At 36.9% G+C, this 23,946-nt stretch carries 17 protein-coding genes and 1 pseudogene; all 18 read left to right on the top strand.

Annotated elements, in window-relative coordinates; translation table 11 throughout:
- Positions 1-2: 2 nt before the first annotated feature.
- Entirely contained in the window at positions 3-1,103 is a 1,101-nt protein-coding gene (locus DUK53_RS11670) for an acyltransferase family protein (RefSeq protein ID WP_036133068.1), read from the top strand.
- Positions 1,104-1,654: 551 nt separating this feature from the next.
- Entirely contained in the window at positions 1,655-1,894 is a 240-nt protein-coding gene (locus tag DUK53_RS11665; RefSeq protein WP_036133066.1) for a hypothetical protein, read from the top strand.
- A 216-nt stretch (positions 1,895-2,110) separates the two neighbouring features.
- Positions 2,111-2,569, top strand: a complete 459-nt coding sequence (locus DUK53_RS11660; protein ID WP_236637302.1) for a DUF4352 domain-containing protein — start codon at positions 2,111-2,113, stop codon at positions 2,567-2,569.
- A complete protein-coding gene (locus DUK53_RS11655; protein WP_036133062.1) occupies positions 2,566-3,717 on the top strand; it encodes a glycosyltransferase in 1,152 nt (383 codons plus the stop codon). The genes DUK53_RS11660 and DUK53_RS11655 overlap by 4 nt, the downstream gene beginning before the upstream one ends.
- An 11-nt stretch (positions 3,718-3,728) precedes the next feature.
- Positions 3,729-4,397: a YveK family protein gene (locus tag DUK53_RS11650; RefSeq protein WP_036133060.1), complete on the top strand. Its 669-nt coding sequence runs from the start codon at positions 3,729-3,731 to the stop codon at positions 4,395-4,397.
- A gap of 4 nt (positions 4,398-4,401) precedes the next feature.
- Positions 4,402-5,052: a CpsD/CapB family tyrosine-protein kinase gene (locus DUK53_RS11645; RefSeq protein WP_124892743.1), complete on the top strand. Its 651-nt coding sequence runs from the start codon at positions 4,402-4,404 to the stop codon at positions 5,050-5,052.
- Positions 5,039-6,469, top strand: coding sequence for an O-antigen ligase family protein (locus DUK53_RS11640; RefSeq protein WP_036133056.1), 1,431 nt, complete (start codon positions 5,039-5,041; stop codon positions 6,467-6,469). The genes DUK53_RS11645 and DUK53_RS11640 overlap by 14 nt, the downstream gene beginning before the upstream one ends.
- Entirely contained in the window at positions 6,417-7,847 is a 1,431-nt protein-coding gene (locus tag DUK53_RS11635) for a polysaccharide biosynthesis protein (protein WP_052165037.1), read from the top strand. The genes DUK53_RS11640 and DUK53_RS11635 overlap by 53 nt, the downstream gene beginning before the upstream one ends.
- 2 nt (positions 7,848-7,849) lie before the next feature.
- Positions 7,850-9,184 carry a nucleotide sugar dehydrogenase gene (locus tag DUK53_RS11630; RefSeq protein WP_036133054.1) on the top strand — a complete coding sequence of 445 codons (1,335 nt, stop codon included), beginning with the start codon at positions 7,850-7,852 and terminating at the stop codon, positions 9,182-9,184.
- Positions 9,185-10,306 carry a DegT/DnrJ/EryC1/StrS family aminotransferase gene (locus DUK53_RS11625; RefSeq protein ID WP_036133052.1) on the top strand — a complete coding sequence of 374 codons (1,122 nt, stop codon included), beginning with the start codon at positions 9,185-9,187 and terminating at the stop codon, positions 10,304-10,306.
- A gap of 1 nt (position 10,307) precedes the next feature.
- A complete protein-coding gene (locus DUK53_RS11620; protein WP_052165036.1) occupies positions 10,308-11,525 on the top strand; it encodes a glycosyltransferase family 4 protein in 1,218 nt (405 codons plus the stop codon).
- A gap of 9 nt (positions 11,526-11,534) precedes the next feature.
- Entirely contained in the window at positions 11,535-12,743 is a 1,209-nt protein-coding gene (locus DUK53_RS11615) for a glycosyltransferase (protein WP_036133051.1), read from the top strand.
- Entirely contained in the window at positions 12,736-14,130 is a 1,395-nt protein-coding gene (locus tag DUK53_RS11610) for a lipopolysaccharide biosynthesis protein (protein ID WP_036133048.1), read from the top strand. The genes DUK53_RS11615 and DUK53_RS11610 overlap by 8 nt, the downstream gene beginning before the upstream one ends.
- A gap of 3 nt (positions 14,131-14,133) precedes the next feature.
- On the top strand, positions 14,134-14,739 hold the full coding sequence (locus DUK53_RS11605; protein ID WP_036133046.1) for a sugar transferase: 606 nt from the start codon (positions 14,134-14,136) through the stop codon (positions 14,737-14,739).
- Positions 14,740-14,757: 18 nt separating this feature from the next.
- Entirely contained in the window at positions 14,758-15,372 is a 615-nt protein-coding gene (locus tag DUK53_RS11600; protein WP_036133044.1) for a hypothetical protein, read from the top strand.
- Complete coding sequence (locus DUK53_RS11595) at positions 15,369-16,817, top strand: AcpB/EbpR/MafR family transcriptional regulator (RefSeq protein ID WP_036133042.1); 1,449 nt, start codon at positions 15,369-15,371, stop codon at positions 16,815-16,817. Before DUK53_RS11600 ends, DUK53_RS11595 begins: the two co-directional genes overlap by 4 nt.
- A gap of 281 nt (positions 16,818-17,098) precedes the next feature.
- Positions 17,099-22,498 carry an immunoglobulin-like domain-containing protein gene (locus DUK53_RS11590; RefSeq protein WP_036133040.1) on the top strand — a complete coding sequence of 1,800 codons (5,400 nt, stop codon included), beginning with the start codon at positions 17,099-17,101 and terminating at the stop codon, positions 22,496-22,498.
- A 172-nt stretch (positions 22,499-22,670) separates the two neighbouring features.
- Positions 22,671-23,905, top strand: a pseudogene (locus tag DUK53_RS11585) (IS256 family transposase).
- The last annotated feature ends 41 nt before the right edge of the window (positions 23,906-23,946 follow it).

Here is a 23,946-nt window from a genome sequence, read left to right as displayed (position 1 = left end):
GATTGTCAAATAGACTGTTTTTTTTAGATGCACTAAGAGGTATTGCCGCGCTCACAGTTATTATCACTCACTTTGCAGAAACATATGCTGGTGAATCGTTGATAAAAGGTATATTTCAGCCATTTGGTAGAAGTGCTGTAATTCTTTTCTTTCTGATAAGTGGTATCTCTTTAAGTATGAGTTTTCAAAAGAAAATATCATTTTCTTGGCAGGAATACATGTCATATTCAGTAAGGCGTATTTTTAGGATATATATTCCATTTATTGTAGCCATTTTGATAGGTGAGGGTATCTATCTGATTTTACAACCTCAAGGTATAGCTGAATTATCAAAATGGTTTAATCTTACTGGAACAGATACTAGCAATTTTTCGATTTTAATTGAAAATATCTTTATGACAGGGAATTATGTGAATCGAATTAATCCAGTTATTTGGTCCTTGATTATTGAGTTAAGGATATCTGCTATTTTTCCACTGCTATATTTAATAGCAAAGAAATATGGAGCTCATGGAGCATGCCTATTGATGTTTGGATCGCTTGTCACAGGAGTAGCTATTTTATATAGCCTCACCCCAAAATTTTTGCTAGGTCAGACCGTTTTTTACATTGCTTTTTTCGTTCTTGGAATAGTGATTAGTATGTATTGGTCCAATAGTAAAGACATGAGTAAACGGGTATATTATTTAATTGGTATACCATCTCTATTGCTATATTTTCATGTTGTCATCTTTAACTTGCTTGGAATACCGACATTTAAAATCATTTCGGATGTAGTTATCGGCTTAGGAAGTGCGGGTATATTGCTCTTTTTTTACGAGTCAAAAATGGCGCAGAAGCATTTAACGAACCGTATGTACCAAGTGATTGGAAAAATTTCGTTTAGTATTTATCTTGTACATTGTATTGTATTTATCCCTATGGTTTACATGATGCAGCAAATGAAGAGGGAGGTTTGGATAATTCAAGGGATAAGTATACCGATCATTTTTATATGCGCCTATATATTTTACGGTATCGTGGAGTATCCATCGAAAATACTGGGACAGTCATTAAGTCGTAAAATTGAAAGCCGTAAACGTACAGGGGTTAGGCTGTATTAGAGCATGTGAAGGTGGGTCCCTGATTTAATTAGGGACTATTATAATGGTGAGAGAATCTCATAGTATCCCGCACAGATTCTTGTGATGTTGAAATAGCTGGATACATATATATGAGCATTGTAATCAAAGGGTTTGTAAGTCTAGCGAGTATTTTAATTTCGTTAAGACTACAAGCTTTTTTATAGTTTGTACATAAGAAAAAAGTCGTATGGCGTGGCTGTAAAGAGGAAGATACATAGCAAAATGATTGTTAGGATATTCCACTGATTTATATAAAAATAATTAATTTCTTGTACTCATTAGGTGCTATATATCAAAATCAGCAAGCAAATGAGTCATTTTTTACATGATGCTCCCGAAAAATGAAGTTGTTTAATGTCCGTTTTTGGTATAAATTTTCTGTAAGCTCTGATTTTAAAATGCATGGTTAATTAGCACGGGATATTGTTATAAATATTTTTTCAAGAAGATAAAAACATGGAGAGATGCTTGTAACAAAGCTACATAGATGGAGGAAGAGCTTGGATAAACAGGAGTGAGGGGTGAGATTAATGATACATTTAAGAAGGAAGATATGGAGAAAGTATAGAACGACAGATCCGGTAGAAATTGCAGAATCATTAGGGTTAGAAATCCTATACGTGAAACCGGAGCAGCTAAGTAAACTGGGGGATAGGATCACGAATTCCACTGTTGTAGTCGATAGTTCGCTAAATGGACGTGAGGCAACCCAACTTATCGCGAAAAAAATCAGAGAGTATCTAATTCAAAATCCAAATGCATTAGATTGAGAACGCAAAGTATAGTTTTTAACAAAAAATGGACTCGATGAGAAAAAAATGGTTTTGAGAAAACTGTTGTCAAGCGATATACTTGTAATTGTTCCACAGCAACCGAAAATATTGATTATTTTTCAGTTAGCGAGAAGATAATGAAATCTACTGGGATGTAGATAAATTGTTTTACCAAAATAGGAATAAATAGAATTTGGAGGATGTCATTTGAAAATGAAAAAGTTAGTAGTAGTATTTTTTGCGAGTATTATTGGTATTGTTGCTTTAGGAGGATGTTCAAATAATAGTGTGATAGATGATTCTGAATGGAACACTGCGAAGAAAACTGGGAAATTTGAAATACAAATAACCTCTGCTGAACTGGTCGACAATAATTTAAATACAGACATTGGGCATGAAACACTTAGGCTGGCTCTAAAAGCTAAGAATATTAGTAAAGAAGCTGCACCGATTGGATCTGGTGACTTCTATCTTAAAGATAAAGATGGAAAAAAATATACATTTACAGGTAGCGAGAGCAGTTTGGGGGATGTCGTTAAGGCAGGTAAAACAATAGAAGGGTACGGATATTATTCCATTCCCAAAGAGAGCAAAAAGATGATGGTTGTTTATAAACCTTTCCAGTCAACAGATCAGCTTAAGTGGGAAATTACTATTCCAGGTAAAAAATGAAAAAAGAGCAATTATTAAAGAAAGTTATGATGTTTAGTTCCGTCCATACTTTTAAGGATGCTCGAATTTTATTTAAAGAAGCTTACACATTGTGTGAGGAATATGCAGTAGATTTTTATGCTATCGGCAATGTGGATGAGGCTAAAGAATACGAGAAGAAAGGTCTAAAAATTCATCTCTTAGCCAAAAAATCTCGATTAAAACGTTTTTTAACAATGCTTGAAATAAAAAAAGCTATTAAAACTAGTGGTGCTAAATATTTCCATTTTCATGATCCGGAGTTGCTTACGTTAGTTCCATTTATTCGTAAGATGAAGCCAGATGGCATTATTATATATGATATGCACGAGAATTTCCCAGAGGCAGTTAAATCGAAGAGCTGGCTGCCAAAGCCAATTAGAAAGCCTTTAGCTAAATCTATTCAAAAAATCGAGAAGTATTTAATGAAGAATCTAGATGGTATCATTTTTGCAGAAGAATCGTATGAGAAATATTACGAACATATTAGCGTAGAAAAAATAGATATTTATAACTATCCAACGCATATGGCGAAGAATATAGATGAGAACAGCACTAAGCCACTTACGATGATTTATATTGGGAGAATGGCTAAGGTACGAGGTGTTTTTGAAATGTTGGAGCTAGTAAAAATGTTTCAGGAAGAAGGAACAAAAATAAAGCTACAGCTCATTGGTTTGGCAGAAAACGATTTATTACAGGAAATGCAAGCTTTTATTCAAGCCAACAGACTAGAAAATACAGTTGAATACTCATCGTATATTGAATATTCGAAAATACAAGAATATTATTCGAAAGCGGACATTGGCCTTTGTTTGCTCCATCCAGTTCCTAACTATTTGGAGTCACTAGCAACAAAAATATTTGAATACATGGCTATGAGTTTGCCAATGGTTGTGTCTGATTTCCCGGCCTGGAAGAAAGTAATCACTGAAAACGAATGCGGTTTAGCAGTTAATCCGTTAAACATGGTTGAAGCTAAGAACGCCATCCAACGATTAGTAGACGATGATTGTTGGCGTAAGGAACTAGGTGCGAACGGTCGGAAAAATTATGTCCAGAAATATAACTGGGATATAGAAGGCGAAAAGTTACTCCGATTTTATCGCAAGTTACGAAATGAAATATGAGAGGTGCTAGCTTGAATAAAGATTTGCATATTAGCAGCATAGTGCAGCAATTACTGAAAAAATGGTATATCGTTTTGGGAATAGCAAGCTTGTTCATACTTCTTGTCTATGTCACACAAAATTATTTAGTTGAACGACAGTATGAAGCAAAAACTGAGCTACTAATTCTTCCAAATAAAAATAATGCAGAAGCAAATAATGATGCCAATGTTAGGTTAAATATTCAACTTATGAATACCTACATGAATGTGATGAAAAGTTCAAATACTATTTCTAAGGTTAAACAAGAGCTAGGACTGGATGAATCTGTCGAGGCATTGCAAAAAAGGCTTGTTGTTGCAAGTGATGAAAACTCCTTATCTGTTAATTTGAAAATCACAAGTAATACACCAGAATCTGCAGCACAAATCGCCAATCAACTAACAAAGACAACACAAAATGAGTTGAAAACTTATTTTCCAGATAATAAAGTTGTGATTTTAAATCCTGCAGGAGAAGGAAAGCTTATTTCTAACCGACTGTACTATTTATTGGCTGGATTTATCGGTGCTTGGGTAGGGATTATGTTGATTTTAATTGAAGTAGTAACGGCACGCGTCATAAGAAGTGAGGCTGACTTGAAGCAATTTAAATTCCCTGTTTTAGGTGCAGTAGCCTATTCTGAAGATGAAAGGAAGTAATATCATGGCAGAAGAAGCTTTGTATAAAATTAACGCGTTGAATGCCAATAATTTTCGCGATTTACGAACAAATATTGAATATCAGTTACAGCATAAAAAAGATAAATTCGTTGTTGTTACTTCCTCTAATCAAGGTGAAGGAAAAAGTTATTGTGCATTAAATGTAGCGCTAGCTTTTTCAGAAGCTAAGAAAAAAGTATTACTTGTTGATCTAGATTTGCATAGACCAAGGCTCTCAAAAAATTTGAGTTATAGCTACATGGGGATTGTGAGTATATATGAAGAGGCCCATGATTATAAGGACTGCCTGACAACTATCGCCGAGAATGTGGACTTTTTACCGAGTGGTTATGTTCCTTTAAATCCATCAGAAATTATTTCCTCAGATATAGTTGGCGACACGTTACATCGAGCAGCTAAAGATTACGATATTATCATTATTGACAGCCCACCAATCCGTTTGTCCCCAGATACAAAGTTTATTATTTCAGAATTCAAAAATGTTCTTTTTATTGTGAGAGCGAATAAAACACGGAATCATGAAGTGGAGGAGGCATTTGATAAAATGAAACTTATTAATCCATCCATTCTAGGTACTGTGTTGAATATGAAAAAGTTCTCTAAGAAAGAAAGAATGCTGTATGAATACAAATAAATATATTTTCTCGTTTACATCCTTTCAAAAAATATTAGTAGCGATACTACTGCTTTCCATTGGAGTATTAGGAGCTATTCAACCAGTATTTTACGCGGCTATAATACCTATAATACTCTCTTTTATTATCATGAAATTAAATCTCCGTGACTTACTGGTTAGTATCTGGTGGACGATTGTTATTGCTCTGTTTTTTGGAGCATATCTATCAGTTCCAGGAATGGAAAGCATCTACTTGTTCCGCTTTTTACTACCAATGCACTTGGTGGTTCTACTACTGAATCAAGATTTTAAAATTAGCCAGCTTAGTCGATATCGTCCTTATTTTATCTTTTTAATCTTATTTTTATTGACCAGCTTCATCTCCTTATTTTGGGCAGATTCGATATCACTAGGTTTTCGTTATTGCTACTTCGTTTTTGAAATATGCTACTTGTTTTTCCTCTGCTTCTACCATTTAGATTCAAAAAAGCCAATGAAATACCTTACTCAAATAATAACTGTCATCTTTATGGGAAGCCTTGTACTTGGCTTGTTTGAAATTCTGACAGGATGGCATATGCGCTTATCGGCTTCTAATGTTTATATCACGACGACAAGCAAGTATCAGCCTACTGGAATTCTTTACAACACCAACGATTTTGCGCTTTTTCTGGCGATACTGTATCCCGTCGTTTCCCAGTACTGGCTTCATATGAAAAAATTACGAACGGGCATCGTCTTATACACAGTGGCAACATTATTAACTGCATATGTTATTATCTCCACATACTCTCGGATTGGGATGTTGGCATTTGGTATCAGTGCAATAGCTATTTTCTTTTACCATTTTAGGAAGAAAGGTATCGCGATGGTATTTATGATGTTTCCGGCGGGATTCTTACTCCTGGTATTTACTGATTTTGGGGAGAGAATAATTGCCATTGTGCACTCAGCATTTACAGATAAATCAACATCGACCTCAGCACGCGAAAATTTATACAGTCTTTTATTTCGAATCGCTAAGGAGAGTAATTTTCTTGGTATCGGGGCAGGAAATGTTCCTAAAAAATTGAATGCACTACTCCTTGGCTACACTGATGAGGGCGTCGATGCTTACACAACGGGACATAATTTCTGGTTGGAGACACTAGGAAATATTGGTTTTATTGGCCTTTTGAGCTGCGGGATGATTTTTGCATGGTTTATCTATCAACTGTTGGAATCAGGTTATTTAAAATTTTCACCAACAGCATTACTCATATGGATGACATTTATCGGAGCATCTATTGCGCTAAGCACGATTTTGGAAAAAAGGTTTTTATGGTTTATATTGGCCATGGGAATTTGTATGTTGCAAGAAAGATTGAAGGAGGACAGACATAGTGAATCGAACAGACAAAATAAGAAAACGAACACTAATTATCGGAGCGGGTGAGGCTGGGAAGCTTCTTATTCAATATTTACAAATGAATGTAAGCTGCAATTTTGAGGTGATAGGTATTCTTGATGATCACGTGAATGAGAAGGCTGTACTTGGAATTCCGTTTGTAGGAACGTTACAGTCTATCGGGCCGGTGGTTCAGGAAAAACAGATAGAACATATCATCTTAGCAATTCCATCACTGAAACCTAGAGAAAAGATTGCTGTTTTAAATAGGTGCTCTGAAACAGGAATTCAAACAGAAATTATGCCAGATATTGAAGCGATTATTCGTGGAGAAGGTTCCATGGCCGCCATTCAAAACATTGATTATGCAGATTTACTTGATCGAGATGAGGCGCAGCAAGATTATCATAAGCTGACACCGAGGTTTGCAGGCAAAACGGTGTTAATTACTGGTGCGGGTGGATCAATTGGTTCAGAGGTAGTAAGACAGGTCGCGAAATGTATGCCTAAAACAATCATCCTTCTTGGGCATGGTGAGAACAGTATCTATAATATCCATCGGGAAATGGCTGAAAAAATAGATAGTACGCTTATTCCAATTATAGCCGATGTGCAAGACAAAGAACGACTCAGCGAAGTTTTTTCTAAGTACCAACCGGAAATTATTTATCATGCGGCCGCTCATAAACATGTTCCTATGATGGAGTTAAATGTGCGAGAAGCTGTTAAAAATAATATTATAGGAACTAAAAATTTAGTGGATGTTAGTCATGAAAATGGTGTGGAATTATTTATCATGATTTCAACAGACAAGTCGGTGGAGCCTACATCTGTGATGGGAGCTACGAAAAAACTAGCCGAATGGATTGTTCAAATGAAGAATGAGGAAGAAGGCAGTGGTATATATTCTATTGTACGGTTCGGCAATGTTTTAGGAAGCCGAGGCAGTGCGATACCTTTATTCTGGGAACAAATTAAATCCGGTAAAACTGTGACAATCACACATCCTGATATGGAGCGATATTTCATGACAATTTCTGAGGCGAGCCAGCTTGTGATTGAAGCAGGTACTGTTGCTAAAGGCGGTGAAGTATTCATTTTGAAAATGGGTACACCGCAGAAAATCATTGAAATCGTTAATAAATTAATTATTTTAGCTGGTAAGAAGAAAGAGCAGATTGAAATGAAATTCATTGGGCTAAGAGATGGTGAGAAAATAAAAGAAGAGCTTTTTGAGATGGAAGAAATTGCGGAATCAGAAGATGGTTTTGCAAAATTTTATTGTGGGAAATCGCGTGCACCAAGGAAGATGAAGAATATCGAGAAGTGGATTCATTTATTCGAATCAATGAATGAAGATGAACTGAGACAAGCTTTATTAAAATTTGCAAATGAACGCGTCGTTCTAGAAAAGGAGTATGTATAGAAATGATAGATATAACATCTAAAACAAAAGAATTATTGATGCACAAAATAAAAACAAAGCAAGCAAAAGTAGGCGTTATTGGGTTGGGCTACGTAGGACTACCACTCGCAATGGAGCTAGCTGCATCAGGTTATGAAGTGACAGGAATTGATATCGATCTACAAAAAATAACAAGCTTAAATGATGGAAAATCACATATTTTAGATGTGCCATCAGAACTTGTTAGCGATGCTGTTCGGAATGGTCGTTTTGAAGCAACTAACGATTTCTCTGCACTAAAAGATTTAGATGCGGTCAGTGTCTGTGTACCAACGCCGCTTAATGAAAATCAAGAACCAGATATTAGTTTCATGACATTTACAGCAGAAAAACTCGTGAAGTATATGCAAAATCCAATTTTGATTTTGCTCGAAAGTACAACGTATCCTGGAACAACAAGAGAACTATTTGCAGATCGTTTTGAAACAGCAGGGAAGCGTGTGAAAGAGGACTACTTCTTATGTTTCTCTCCTGAAAGAGTTGACCCCGGTAATGCCAAATTTCAAACGAAAAGTATTCCTAAAGTTATCGGTGGATTAACAGCGGAATGTTCTGAATTGGCAGAACAGTTATATGGATCAGTATTAGATCAGCTAGTTTTAGTGAGTTCTCCCGAAACAGCAGAAATGAGTAAATTGCTTGAAAATACATTTCGTAGCATTAATATTGCATTTGTGAATGAAATGGCGATGATGTGTGAGCGAATGGGACTGGATATTTGGGAAACAATTGATGCAGCTGCTACCAAGCCATTTGGATTTATGCCATTTTATCCAGGTCCAGGGGTAGGTGGACATTGTATTCCGCTTGATCCGATGTACCTTCACTGGAAAGGAAAGCAGAGTAAGTTTTTCAATAAGTTCATTGAAACGGCGCAAGAAATTAATATGAATATGCCATATCGTGTTGTAGATAAGATTCGCGATGCACTCAATACGCAAGGTAAATCTTTGAAAGACGCGAAAGTACTGCTTGTGGGTGCGGGTTATAAAGCAGACATCAATGACGTACGCGAATCGCCAACGCTTGATATTTATGAAATACTTCGTGAAAACCAGACAAATATTTCTGTGCTCGATCCTTTCGTGACACAATTTAAAGACAAAGATAAACAAATCGTCTCAGTGATTCAAAATGAGCGATGTGATTTCGCAGCCTATGATTGTGTTGTCATATTGACGAAACACAGTACGCTCGATTATGAGCAGCTTTTTGTAGAAAGTAAGACGATTGTCGACATGCGTAATTTGTACAAAGCCAATTCTGACAAAGTATTTAAAATTGGCGGTGGCAAATAAGTGGTGGATAAAATATTACTTTCACCGCCAGATATGGCTGGTACAGAACTGGATTACATTAAAGAAGCTTTTGATACGAATTGGATTGCGCCTGTAGGACCTCATGTCGATACTTTTGAAGAGGAGCTTGCGACTTATGTTGGCGCGAAACACGCAGTGGCTGTATCGTCTGGAACAGCAGGACTACACTTAGCCCTTCTTGCGGCAGGTGTTGGAGAAGGGGATGTCGTATTTTGCCAGAGCTTCACGTTTGCAGCCTCAGTAAACCCAGTCCTCTATCAAAAAGCGATTCCAGTTTTGATTGATTCAGATTATAACACATGGAATATGTCAACGGCTGCATTGGAACTTGCGTTTAAAACAAGAAAGCCAAAAGCAGTCATCGTAACGCATATCTATGGACAAGCAGCAGATATGGCTCGAATTAAGCAACTTTGTGATGCTAATGGCGCACTATTAATTGAAGATGCATGTGAATCGTTAGGAACAACATACGCTGGAAAACAAACAGGAACCATCGGCGATATAGGTGTATATTCTTTCAATGGCAATAAAATTATTACAACATCAGGTGGTGGGATGGTTGTTACTGATAAGAAGGAATGGGCTGATCAAATCAAGTACCTATCCCAACAAGCCAAGAGCACAGCACCATATTATTTGCATGAAACAGTAGGCTATAATTACAGATTGAGTAACGTTTTGGCAGGAATAGGTAGAGCACAATTAACTACGCTAGATGACAAAATACAAAAGAAACGCGCAGTTTTCACAAAATATCAGCAGGCGTTTCATAGTACAGAAGTTGAAATGATGCCCATTGACCAAAATGGGGTTGTCTCTAATCGTTGGCTTTCCGTTATTTTAATTCCAGACAAAAATCCACACGATTTGATGTACTTTTTGGAAAAAGAAAATATAGAAAGTCGACTTGTGTGGAATCCGATGCATCAACAACCCTTTTTAAAGGATATTGATTTTGTGAAAATAGAGGATAAAGCCGTATCTGAGGAGCTATTTCAAAGTGGGTTATGCTTACCATCAGGTAGTCAGCTACAAAACGAAGAGCAAGAGCGGGTAATCTACTTGATCAAGAACTATCTCCAAATGGGGGGAGAGTAAGTTGAAGATTCTATATATTCATCAATATTTTGCCACATGTGAAAGTGCAACGGGGACACGTTCTTATGAATTTGCTAAGTTACTTCTGGAAAAAGGTCATGATGTCACAGTTCTAACCGGCGACTCGCAATTAGAACATTTGACGGCTGGTCAGAAAAAAATAGCAGCAACCTATAATTTAGATGGCATTACAATCCGTGCAATTAAGAATCGATACGAAAATCAATTTGGAAAATGGCGTCGAATTTGGGCTTTCCTCATTTTCTTAATACAAGCTTGCTTTTTCAAGATGAATAAACAAGAATATGATGTGATTTTTGCAACCTCCACGCCGCTTACCATTGCTGTTCCTGCTATGTTTCTATCCTGGAAGGCAAAAATTCCATTTGTATTTGAAGTACGAGATTTATGGCCAGAAGCCCCATACAAGTTAGGTTATTTAAAAGATGGTTGGGTACTCAAAAGCTTGCAAAAACTAGAAAAGCTGGTCTATAAGAAAGCAAGCAAGATTGTAGCCTTATCCCCTGGAATGGCAGAAGGAATTTTACAGCAAGGCGTTTCAAAAGAGAAGGTAGTTGTTATCCCTAATAGTGCGGATTTGGAGCTTTTTGATATAGATGAATCCGATGCACTGCGCACCGAGTGGGGGCTTCTAGATAAATTTGTTTTAGTACACGCAGGCTCACTAGGTGTTATTAATGGACTTGAATATTTAATTGAGACAGCGAGATTACTTAGAGATAAAGGACAACATCACGTCAGAATTTTATTAACAGGCGATGGTGGGAAGCGTACAGAGTTAGAGCAATTATGTAAGGATTATGAACTAAATAATGTTATTTTTACGGGAAAATTACCAAAGAAAAGAATCCCAGAGCTGCTTAGTACAGCTGACGCGACGATTATGTCAGTGAAGAATCATCCAGTCCTTGAGATGGCGTCACCAAATAAGTTTTTCGATTCATTGGCAGCAGGAAAACCGACTATTGTGAATTGCGATGGATGGATGAAAGCCATGCTTGAAGAAACGGGAGCAGGCGTATATGTCCAACCAAAGCACCCCTCCGATTTAGTGCGAGTAATTGAGGTTTTATCACATGCAAGGCCTCTTGTAGCTGAATTAGGTAAAAATGCACGAAGATTAGCAGAAGAACGTTTTGATCGCAAAAAATTAGTAAATCAATTAGAACTTGCCTTAGAGCAATCTATCAGAAAGTGAGTCACAAAAATGAAAGTTTTATTTATAGTTTCCTCTTTCCCTGCTTTATCAGAAACATTTATTTTAAATCAAATAACGGGTTTCATTGACCAAGGACACGATATTTCTATTCTAGCGATGACCCGAACTACCGGGAAAATTCATCCTGATGTGGAGAAGTACGACTTGATGAATAAAGTTCAATTTGTAAATATTCCTAAAAATCCAATCACCAAACTTGTTAAAGCTTTTCGGATTATTCGAAAGGCTCCTAAAACAGGTATGCGTCTCTTGAATCAAAAAAAATACGGAAAATTCGTCTGGAGTTTCCGCCCCCTTCTTGTTTCCCCCTATTTGAAGGACCAATCAAAGTATGACACACTTATAGCTCATTATGGATCTAACGGTCTTATTTTGAGTATTTTAGAGCAAAATATGATAGGAAAAAGCTTTACCTTCTTTCATGGAAATGACTTAACTGGATTCGTGAAGCGTTTTGGAAAAGATATCTACACGCCTCTGTTTAAGTCAGAAATAACCTTGTTGCCTATCAGTGAATTATGGCGAGAAAAGCTAATCAATTACGGGGCAAATCCTGAAAAAACGAAAGTTCATCATATGGGAGTTGACTTGTCTAAGTTTCAAGAATCTACATTTAAAAGCTCTAACAAAGCAATCAGTTTACTAGTAGTTGGCAGATTAACAGAGAAAAAAGGCATTGATATCGCGATCTCAAGTTTGAAATATCTACGAATGCTCGGTTATGATGTGGAATTACGAATTATTGGTGATGGTGAAGAGCGAGAGGTATTAAAAATGATGACTAAGCACCTGCAACTGGAGGATAAAGTGACTTTTACAGGATGGTTAAATCAAGAAGAAGTTCACATAGAAATTGAAAAGGCAGATATTATTTTGCAACCAAGCCTTACAGCAAAAAATGGTGATATGGAAGGTATACCAGTTGCACTGATGGAGGCATTGGCTCGAGGTAAGCTAGTTGTTACAACCAAGCATAGTGGAATTCCAGAACTTATTAAAGATGGTCATAATGGTTTTCTAGCACCAGAGAATGATTCTTTGATGTTTGCCGAAAAGATTGCGGATGCTTTGAACATGCCATTAATAAATAAAAAAGAACTCATGAAAAATGCGCGTCGAACAGTCATGGAGGAATTTAACATCGATATATTGAACATGCAACTTAGTGAGATGTGCGCAGGTCGTATCGATGCATAGTGGCATAAAACGATTCTTTCAATTTTCGATAGGACCAGTTGTTGGTGCAGCAATCAGTTTTATTACGATTCCGGTAACTACCTACTTTATTTCGCCAGATGAATACGGGAAAGCCAGCATGTTCTTGCTTATTCAAATGTTAATCGCTACGTATGTCTATTTTGGTCTTGATCAGGCATACACACGTGAATATAACGAAACTACGGAAAAAAGAAATTTAATCCAAAATGCGATGGTTATACCGCTTCTTATTGCTACGCTGATTAGCTTGTTGCTTATTTTCTTTAGGCACCATATTACAGTCTGGTTATTCGATGAGACGGCTGGGACCATGCTCATTTACTTGCTTGTGATTAGCGTATATACTCTCGTTTTTGAACGATTCTTCCTGCTCGCAGTTCGAATGGAAGAAAAAGCAAAGCGCTATTCCTTTTTAACAATTATGATTAGGTTGATGGTTTTAGTTGTAACTTTGCTATTTCTCTTTGTTGGAACACGTGATTTTACAGTCGTAGTATATGGAACACTTATCGGTCAGATTATGGGAGATATTATCATTATTATTTTATCCGCATCTCTTTTAAATGTGAAGGATTTTCAGTTGGATAAAAAGCTTATTCGCAAAATGTGTCTTTTTGGTTTTCCGGTATTCATCGCATTTGCTATAGAAGCTATATTTCAGGCCAGTGATCGCTTCATCATTGGGGTTTGGTCTGACTATACGGAGCTAGGTCTATATACAGCAGCTCTGAAAATCGTAGGGCTATTAAAAATTGTGCAGTCTAGCTTTACTAGTTTTTGGATACCGACAGCATATAGGTGGCATGCTGAGAAAAAAGAAATACGTTATTTCCAATGGGTTAGTGATATGGTGACAGGTAGCTTTGCCGTTTTATTTCTGCTCATGTTACTTGCAAAAAATAGTATCCTACTTCTTTTTACGGAGGAGTACGCAGGGATTGTTTATATATTTCCATTTCTTTGTTTCGCCCCGATTCTCTACACTATCAGCGAAACAACAACACTCGGTATTGTATTTAGCAGAAAAACCCATTTAAATATCTATGTATCTGTGGGAGCGGTTATAACGAATATTATACTTGCTCTTTGGTTAGTGCCGATTTACGGAGCAAAAGGTGCATCATTGAGCATAGGAGTTGCCTATTTTGCTTATTATCTTCTACGAACAATACTTTCTAACCGTGAATGGCCAGGGATTCGCATGAAAAAGCAATTATGTACCATTGCACTTTTGTTTTTTGCAGGGATGTATAACACTTTTTTTACAGAATATATATATATCATCAACAGCGTTCTATTAGGGACTATCATTTTAGTTTATTTACCAATATTCAAACAAATATTAAGGCGAAAGGAGAGGAATTAAGGGATGTATTTAAAAACTAGACGATTATGTGATATTATTATTGCCCTTTCCGTACTTTTATTATTAATTATTCCCATGTTTACCATAGCGTGCCTAAGTAAGATTTTTATTGGCAATACCCTGTTTAAACAAGCACGTGTAGGTAAGGATGAACGCATTTTTGTGATTTATAAATTTGCTACGATGAAGGATTTGCGAGATAAGACAGGTAATTTACTGCCAGATGAAGAACGGATGTCGCGCTTTGGGAGATACCTTCGAAAAAGCAGTCTAGATGAATTGCCACAGTTCTTTAACATTTTAAAAGGGGATATGAGTTTAATTGGGCCAAGGCCTTTACTCGTTAGCTATTTAGATTTATATACAGCGGAACAAAGAAAACGCCATGCTATTTTACCTGGATTGACAGGATGGGCTCAGGTGAATGGTAGAAATGCAATTTCATGGGAAGAAAAATTTCGACTAGATACCTACTATGTTGAAAATGTTTCCTTTTTGATAGATTTACAAATCATTTTCAAAACAATACAGAAGATTCTAGTCAGTGAGGGGATTTCTAAACAAGGATATGCAACAACTTCTGTATTTGAGAAAACAACTAATAATTGAGCTATAGGGGGAACGAAAATGGAAATGGACTTCTTTTTCTTTGCAGATAAGCCTGTATTTCAAGAAACAGCAGAATTAGTAGGGGTGGATAAAGTTTGCGATGAAGATTTATTTATTATTGAAACAGGAGGAGTGAGTCTTTCGTATCAGGTAGATGATATGGAAATATGGGTAGTGAGAGGTAGAGGAGAGGTTTTTCTATCTGATCATGCGAAAGAAGCCGTATTTATTGACGAAACATTACTTTGGAAGATACCTAGAGATACAATTTCAAAATACAGAATAACAAGTCATGATTTAGAAAAGATGAAGTGTAAAAAGAAAGCCTCATGGAAAAATTATTGTATGACTAGTAGTTGGAGGTCGGCATTGATGGATGTTTGGATTGAAGAATATGTAAATGAGCCATCACTTAAAGAGACAAAAAAGATGTTTAATAATAGTGTATTGCGCAAAATTGCGATTATGTTTGATGTTTCTGCAATTTCGATGAAGCGCTTTATGGCTTCTTTAGGAGATAATGTTATAACATGGAGAGACCAACAATGTCACATAGTAGATTTATCAGCGCTATGTAAGTGGATCGAACGCAGTTATGATTTTCCAGAAGATAAGAGGAGGAGATTAAATTGAAGGATATTCATTTTGAGCTAATCATCGATAAGGCTGTGAAAAGAGAAATATTAATATTACAAATGCTGAATATGGCAGACACGCCCATTAGTACGATGGAAATGGCGGTAAAGCTAGATGTGTCCGTAAAGACAATTATTAGTGACTTGCAAAATATTGATAAGGCGCTACCAGAAGGATTAGAAATTAAAAAGAAGTATAATCTCTACTATTTAGAAAAAAATAAAATAGGTAATGAAGGCATAAATCAATTTATTGTTGAGTTACTTTTTGAATCACCATTGTATAAGATTATCAATGCTCTTATACATGGTGAGCATGTTTCAGTGCAAGATTGGGCAGAGCAATTGTTTATTTCTGAGATGAGCTTAAAACGTTATTTAGCCGCGCTGAAAAAAATTCTGATGGGCTATAATCTTAAGTTGAAATATACACCAAGTATAGAAATCCAAGGATCAGAGGTAGAATGCCGTAAGTTTTTCTTTGATGTACTTCATTCTCATAACTCGAAATTCCGAGAGAAGGAAGAATATGATATGCTCTATTCTGGTCTAATTGAGTACGCTCAAAGTCAAGAAATGAGCAATGTAAAATTAGATTATCAACGTATTCTAAGTTGGCTTTTTATCGTGGAACACCGTATGAAAGATAATCACTATATTCAAATTCCGCAAGAGGTAATTTCAGCAGTGACAGATAAAGATTCTTTTAAAATTTTTGCAGATTCATATAATAGATACTTCAAATCGGTTTTTGGGAGTACTCATTTACCTTTAGATGAGCAAGTTTTTGCTTATGTGGGTATATTAGATACAGTCATATATACAGAACATAGTTCATTTAAAGCCATTAATTATCGCCGCTTTGACCAAAATGCCGAAACAGAAATAGAAGCATTTTTAAAACCAATTCTGACCCTTTTTTTTGATGGCATTCCCCTTTTCTATAGTGTATTTGAATCGTATATATCAAATATTCTTCTTTTAGATAAATTAACGCCGTTATTTGAAAAAAATTTAGAGGAGATTAAGGAGATGGTTTGCGAGAATAGCTTGTATATATACAAACAATGGCTACTTGCGTTGGAAAATTCATCATTAAATATAGTCTTTAAGGAGGATGTTGCAACTAGTTTAACCATGCTGACCGTAGCTTTTAAAAATGCGACAGTGAGCAAACAATATCATGTTGCGTTTGTATTGTCAGGAGAGTCTACTTATTTAAGCTACCTTATTGCTCTAATCCGACTAAAGATACCCAACGTTAAAGTCAGTTTTCTATTAAACCAAGAACCTGATGCTGCTTGGATTACAGAAACAGACGTAGATCTATTTGTGGCGAACTTTCCGATGGATACAACGCTAATTGAGCAAAGGGTATTCCAGCTATCCTATACACCATTGGAACGGGATTGGAGAGAATTAAGAGAAATGATAATCAGCTAACTCTTAAGAAATTTTGGCAAAATATAAAGGAGGTGTTGCATAAAACATTTTGAGCATGGGAATCGTGGAACGCTCTTCTGCTTAATAATGGGGTATTGAAATGATATTGGAGTGCTAATTTATATCTCTTATTCCTAAAACTCTCCATTTTTTGATGTTGAATGAAATAATATATCGCTATATACTGAAAAAGTCGAAAGAAGATGTCAGACAGATTAATTTGGAAATCAGCTATCTTTCGTAAGTTAGTTAACAAATACAATTTTAAAGGAGCAGAATACATGCAAAGAAAAATGAAAAAAATAGCAAAACCCCTACTAGTAGCTACAATTATTGGTAGTCAGTTGGTAGCTACATTACCGGTTGATGTATTCGCCACAGAAGGCAATATTACAACAAAGGCGGCTGTTACAGTATCTACTTGGGATGCGCTTAAAGCAGCATTAACCAATACAAGTGTGACTGAAATAGAATTAGGTGCCGATATTAAAATGGGTGGTAACGTCCTAAATGTTACTGGTAACAAAACAATCAGGGGTAATGGCTATACAATTGATGCTAATAAATATGAAATAAAATTAACAACAGCATCAGCAAGTGGGAGAATGGAAAATGTAAATATTATAAATACAGATCATTATGGTCTTTTTTGGAGCTCTGCTCAAAACGTAGTAGTTACGTATAAAGATGTGACTCATACTGGTGCTCAGCTAATCTACCTTCCAAATGGAGAACTTATTTTAGAGGGAAATATTAAAAGTACAGTGCAAAGTACGACAAAAATGAGCCCAGAAGAAGTTTTCCAAGGAAAGCGATTGACCGTGAAATCTGGAGCTACTGTTGACTTTACAGATCATAGTAGTAGTATTGCTGCGATTCGTAGTGCTACATCAGGTGGTGTTATTACAATCGAAAAAGACGCTAGCCTGAAAGTGGTATCTAATGCACGAGCTATATGTACTAGTTCGGATGCTGTGCTGAACAATTCAGGGAAATTAGACTTAACTTCAAATAATCAACAAGCCATTTACATGGGTGATTCTAATGTTACAATGAATATGCTTGCAGGAAGTCAGCTTAAAGCATTTTCCGGTAGTACTGGACATGAGGCGATTTCTGCAACTAATGGAACGATTAATGTTGAATCAGGAGCAGTTTTTGAGGTTATTGGGTCAGGTAAAGAAGGTGTTGTTCAAACTGGAGCAAACTTAAATTTGAAAGCAGGTTCAAATTTTTCGATTGAGAACAAAAATGCTACTGGACCAGTTTTTGCGGCTTGGAAAGGATCAACGAAGGTTAGCATCAATTCTAATATAGGTATCAATGCTTGGATTAGAGGTACAGTAGTGGGGACACCTCATCTAAGGTATGATGATACCATTACAGCCTCTTTTGATTTAAAAGGATACCTTAACTCACAAACGATGACCAACCTAGTTACTAATAATAGTGATCTTACTGGAAAATTTACTAGTGGTAATATTGGGAAAATACAAGGTGGGACATTTGCTAATAATACTTCTGTTGCGCCACCAGTTATTAATGCATCAGATAGAACAATAACAGTAGGTGACACTTTTGATCCAATGGAGGGCGTATCGGCATTTGATTTTGCCAACAATGACATCACAAGTTCCATTACAGTTGTTTATAGCGCAGTGGATACAAGTAAACCAGATATGTATGGGGTTATATATCAAGTTGTAGATTCTAATGGGAAGAAGACCTCGAAAACAATTACTGTTACGGTAAAGGCGGCAACGAGTAAGCCACCGGTTATTGATGCATCGGATAAAACGATTACGGTAGGAGCAAATTTTAACCCGCTAGCTGAGGTAACAGCAGCCGATGAAAAAGACGGAGATCTTACTGATGTGATTAAGGTCACCAAAAATGAAGTGAATAGCGCGTTAGTAGGAAGTTATTTAGTGGAATATTCCGTTACTAATGCAGCTGGTTTGACAACAACAAAGACTATTACTGTATCGGTGATAGAGAGAACGAATACACCGCCAGTTATTTATGCGGATAATAAAAGCATCATAGTGGGTAGTACATTTAAGCCATTAGACAATGTAACAGCCATGGATGCTGAAGATGGAAATATTACTAATAAAATCATCGTTGTAAGAAATGAAGTAAATACAGCGTTAGTAGGAACTTATTTTGTAGAATATTCTGTAACGGATTCAGGTGGTTTGACAACACGCAAAACAATCACGGTTACAGTGACTCAAAAAATAGGAAAACCAGTGATTAATGCATCTGATAGACTTATTGAATTGGGCTCTGATTTCAATCCATTAGAAGGCGTTACAGCAAAAGACGCTAGTGGAAATGATATCACTAATCGTTTGGAAGTTTTAGGGACGCCAGTGGATACTTCAAAAGAAGGGAAGTATACTGTTGTATACGCTGTTAGAGATGTCGAAGAAGTTTTTGAGTCAATAATTGTTACCGTATCAGCAGATATTGGAGAGCCGGTTATTAAGGCTGAGGACAAAGTTATTACAATTGGAGAAACATTTAATCCATTAGAAGACGTTTCTGTCGTAGGTTCCAAAGGTCAAACAATTGATGCGGAATTAACGGTAACTTATAATGATGTAAATACTACAAGTGAAGGTAACTATAGTGTCAGTTATCTTGCTGTAAATAAACTAACAGGCAAACAAGCAACGAAAACAATCACAGTCTTTGTTACAGAAAAAAATGAACCACCGGTTTTTCACTTAGATGAGATTATTACGATTGCTCAAGGTAGTTCATTTAACCCATTAGATGATGTGACAGCAACAGATGCGGAAGATGGTGATATCACCGCCAATATTAAGGTAATCTTGAACACCGTAGATACAAGCAAGGAAGGTAAATACATGGTTGTTCTATCAGTGACTGATTCTAAAGGGATGACTACTAATGTTACGCAGATCGTTACTGTAAGAACTAAGCCAGTGATTAGTATACCATCAACAATTATAAATGCATATGTTGGAGACGAATTCGACTTTTTGAAAGATATAACAGCGAAAGACCGAGATGGTAAGGATATCACGGAAAGTTTAGTAGTTAAGGGTCATACAGTAGATATGAGTAAACCAGGGGTTTATACTGTAGTTGTAGAAGCAACGGATGCATATAATATTAGTAATAGTGAAACATATTTGGTTATTGTTGCACTGCCTACTGCCCCAGTAATTGAAGCAACAGATAAAACACTGGAATTAGAAGATGAATTCAATCCACTAGAAGACGTAACAGCCACAGATAAAAAAGACGGCGATATTTCGGCTGATATCGAAGTCATAGAAAATACAGTAGATACCTCGAAACCAGGGGAATACAAAGTCGTATACAGCGTTACGAATTCATTTGATCAAACAACAACATTAGAAATTGAGGTGACGGTGATAGGAGAAGAAACAGCAACACCAGAAGTATATCCAGTCACAGATAAACAAACGAGTGTTTCTGGATTAGCAGAACCAAACAGCACGATTATTGTGAAGGTAGGTGACACCGTAATTGGAGAAGGAACTGCGACAGAAACAGGTGCATTTGAGATTGCAATTGACAAAGAACAAGCAGGTGGCACTGAGATCTTAGTCACAGCAAAAGCACCGAAAAAAGTAGAAAGTGCGCCAAAAACGGTTGTAGTGGAAATCGTAGATTACGCACTAGATGTAGCGAAATTTGACATTGAGCGAGATACCTATTTAACAGGTACAACTGGTGTAGACATTAAAGAAGCTCAAATTTTTGTGAATGGTACACTTGTGAATAAATTAGATGTAGAAAATGGACCGATTAAAGCTTATCTACGTGGTAAAGTCACCTCTATCGAAGACGAGGTAGTAGTAAAAGGACTAAATAGCAGTGGAGAGGTTGTCGCATCTATAAATGTAGAATTGACATTCCAAGACTTCAAACTAACAGCGCAAGACTATACAGTAGGTCAGAAAAATATTACTGGAGAAGTTAGCGAGCAAGCGACGAAAGTAGTACTATATGTGGATGGTGCAGTGATGCGAAATAGCCAACTTGATAAAGAAACCAACACGTATACGGTTCTAGCTAATGATTATGTTACCAGTAAAGATCAGCTTGTGGAAGTTGTTGCATCAGATGGCACAATGGTATTAAAACGCACGAAAGTTAACGTGGAAGAAGTTGTGGTTCACACTCCGCCAGTTATGGAAGCAATAGATAGAACACTGAATCTAGAAGATGAGTTTAATCCATTAGAAGGCGTAACAGCGACAGATGAAGAAGATGGTGATATTACAGCTAACATCGAAGTCATAGAAAATACAGTAGATACCTCGAAACCAGGGGAATACAAAGTCGTATACAGCGTTACGAATTCATTTGATCAAACAACAACATTAGAAATTAAGGTGACGGTGATAGGAGAAGAAACAGCAACACCAGAAGTATATCCAGTCACAGATAAACAAACGAGCGTTTCTGGATTAGCAGAACCAAACAGCACGATTATTGTGAAAGTAGGCGACACCGTAATTGGAGAAGGAACTGCGACAGAAACAGGTGCATTTGAGATTGTGATTGACAAAGAACAAGCAGGTGGCACTGAGATTTTAGTCACAGCAAAAGCACCGAAAAAAGTAGAAAGTGCGCCAAAAACGGTTATAGTGGAAGCTGTAGATTATGCACTAGATGTAGCGAAATTTGATATTGAGCGAGACACTTATCTAACTGGTACGACAGGTGCAGACATTAAAGAAGCTCAAATTTTTGTGAATGGCACACTTGTGAATAAGCTAGATGTAGAAAATGGACCAATCAAGGCCTATCTACGTGGTAAAGTAGATTCCATGAAAGATGTTGTATTGGTCAAAGGATTGAATAGTAACGGAGAAGCTGTAGCGTCCGTGAATGTAGAATTGACATTCCAAGACTTTCAACTAACAGCAGAAGATTACACGGTGGGTCAGAAAAATATTACTGGAGAAGTTGGTGACCAAGCAACGAAAGTTGTACTGTATGTGGATGGTGTAGCAAAACGAAATAGCCAGATAGACCCTGAAACAAACACATATACTGTCTTAGCAAATGATCTGGTGACTAGTAAAGATCAACTTGTAGAAGTAGTAGCATCAGAAGGCACAACGGTATTAAAACGTACGACAGTTAATGTGGCAGATAAGCCAGCAGATAGCTATGTTTTAACAGTATCAGATTATACGATTTCTAATCAATTTATCTCTGGACAATATGATGAGGAAGCAACGAAAGTAGTGCTGTATGTGGATGGTGTCGCAGTTCGAAATAGCCAACTAGACCTAGAAACAAAAACGTATAAAGTTGTAGCAAGTGATGTAGTTACGAGCGAGAAGCAACATGTAGAAGTAGTTATGTCTAAAGGAACAAAAGAATTGAGTCGTGTAACGGTAGGAGTTACAAAAGTATACAATCTAACTGCAAATAAATACATGCTAGGTGATACATTTGTGCGAGGGGAATATGATAAAGATGCAACGAAAGTAGTAATATATATCGATGGAGTTGCTAAGAAAAATAGCGCGTTAAATACAGATGACTTAACATACAAAGTCGATGTAACGAATCTTATTTCGAGTTCGGATCAATTAGTAGAGGTAGTTATGTCTAAAGGTACAGAAGAGTTAAAAAGATTAACTCTTGATGTATCAGAACAATAAAGTAGAAAAATACGTATCGAAAATTTAATTTTCGATACGTATTTTTTCCATTTAGGCACATGAGTAGGGGAGTGTAAAATAAACTGTGTAAATAATGAATCCTAGGTTCATTGTTTATGCAGTTTTTCTTTTTTGGTACAATGAATAAAAAACTGGAAAGGATGAGAATACGATGCCCAAGAAAAAGCGTGATCCTAAAACCGTTGCCCTTGCGAAAGCCATTGTAGAAGAATACCAGCCGGAGTCTGTGGAAGAGATGCAAAGTGCCCTGAAAAGACGTATTTGGACCGCTCTTTGAGCAATTATTACAAGGAGAAATGGAACATCATCTTGGGTATAGCGCGCATTCTCGTGAAGATAAGGAAGATGATAATCGGCGTAATGGTTATGGGACTAAAAGGGTGAGAACAAGCTATGGCGAAGTTCCTATTGATGTGCCACGAGATCGCTCTGGTACATTTGACCCGCAACTTATTCCGAAGCGTCAGAAAGATGTCTCCGCCATTGAAAATAAGGTGTTAGCTATGTATGCGCGTGGTATGTCACAACGAGATATAGCCAAGACAATCGAAGATATTTATGGTTTTCAAATTTCCCATGAAATGATTTCAAACATCACAGATACAGTCCTACCAGAATTAGAAACGTGGCAGAGTCGCCCATTGTCTAAGTGCTATGCCTTTTTATTCGTGGACTGCATGTACGTAACGATTCGAGATGGTTATGAAGCCAAAGGCTACGCCGTCTATACCATTCTAGGCTATACACTGCAGGGAGACAAAGAAATACTCGGCCTTTGGCTCAATGAGAGTGAAAGCAAAAATAGATGGATGCAAATTTTTGATGAATTAAAAGCGCGTGGTGTCGAGGATGTCTTCTTCCTTTCGATGGATGGTGTATCTGGTTTAGAAGAAGGCGCTAAAGCTATTTTCCCAACAGTGGTTGTCCAACGTTGCATCGTCCATCTCGTTCGGAATTCCCTTCGTTACGTCCCATCCAAAGATTATAAAGCCTTTACGGCTTCTCTTAAGAAATTGTATGGTGCGCCTTCACTAAAAGCGTGCCAAAGCCAATTAGAGACCTTTCGACAACAGTGGAGTCAGTATCCAGGTGCCCTCGATGTTTGGGTACGGAATTTCAAGCATGTGGAACAATTATTTGATTATGGCAGCGCCATCCGTAAAATCATGTATACCACGAATGCCGTGGAGAGTGTCCATGCCAGTTTTCGAAAAGTCACAAAGAAAGGCGCCTTCCCACAGGAAAACGCCTTTCTTTGTGACTTTTTTTACGCGTGAAAGAACTACATTCGAAATGGGCAGAGGGACACATTCAAAACTGGTCGCTTGGCTCCTTCTTTTGGATTCCCTTGAGAATCGTGTGTCGCATTATATTCCTATTTCTTAATTACACACTTTTCTTGACAAACCCCATGAGTAGTGCCTACT

The sequence above is a fragment of the Listeria sp. SHR_NRA_18 genome (assembly GCF_003856515.1).
Classification (GTDB): domain Bacteria; phylum Bacillota; class Bacilli; order Lactobacillales; family Listeriaceae; genus Listeria_A; species Listeria_A newyorkensis.
The sequence above is the reverse complement of the archived record's forward strand: the minus strand, read 5'-3'. Positions and strand labels throughout refer to the sequence as shown.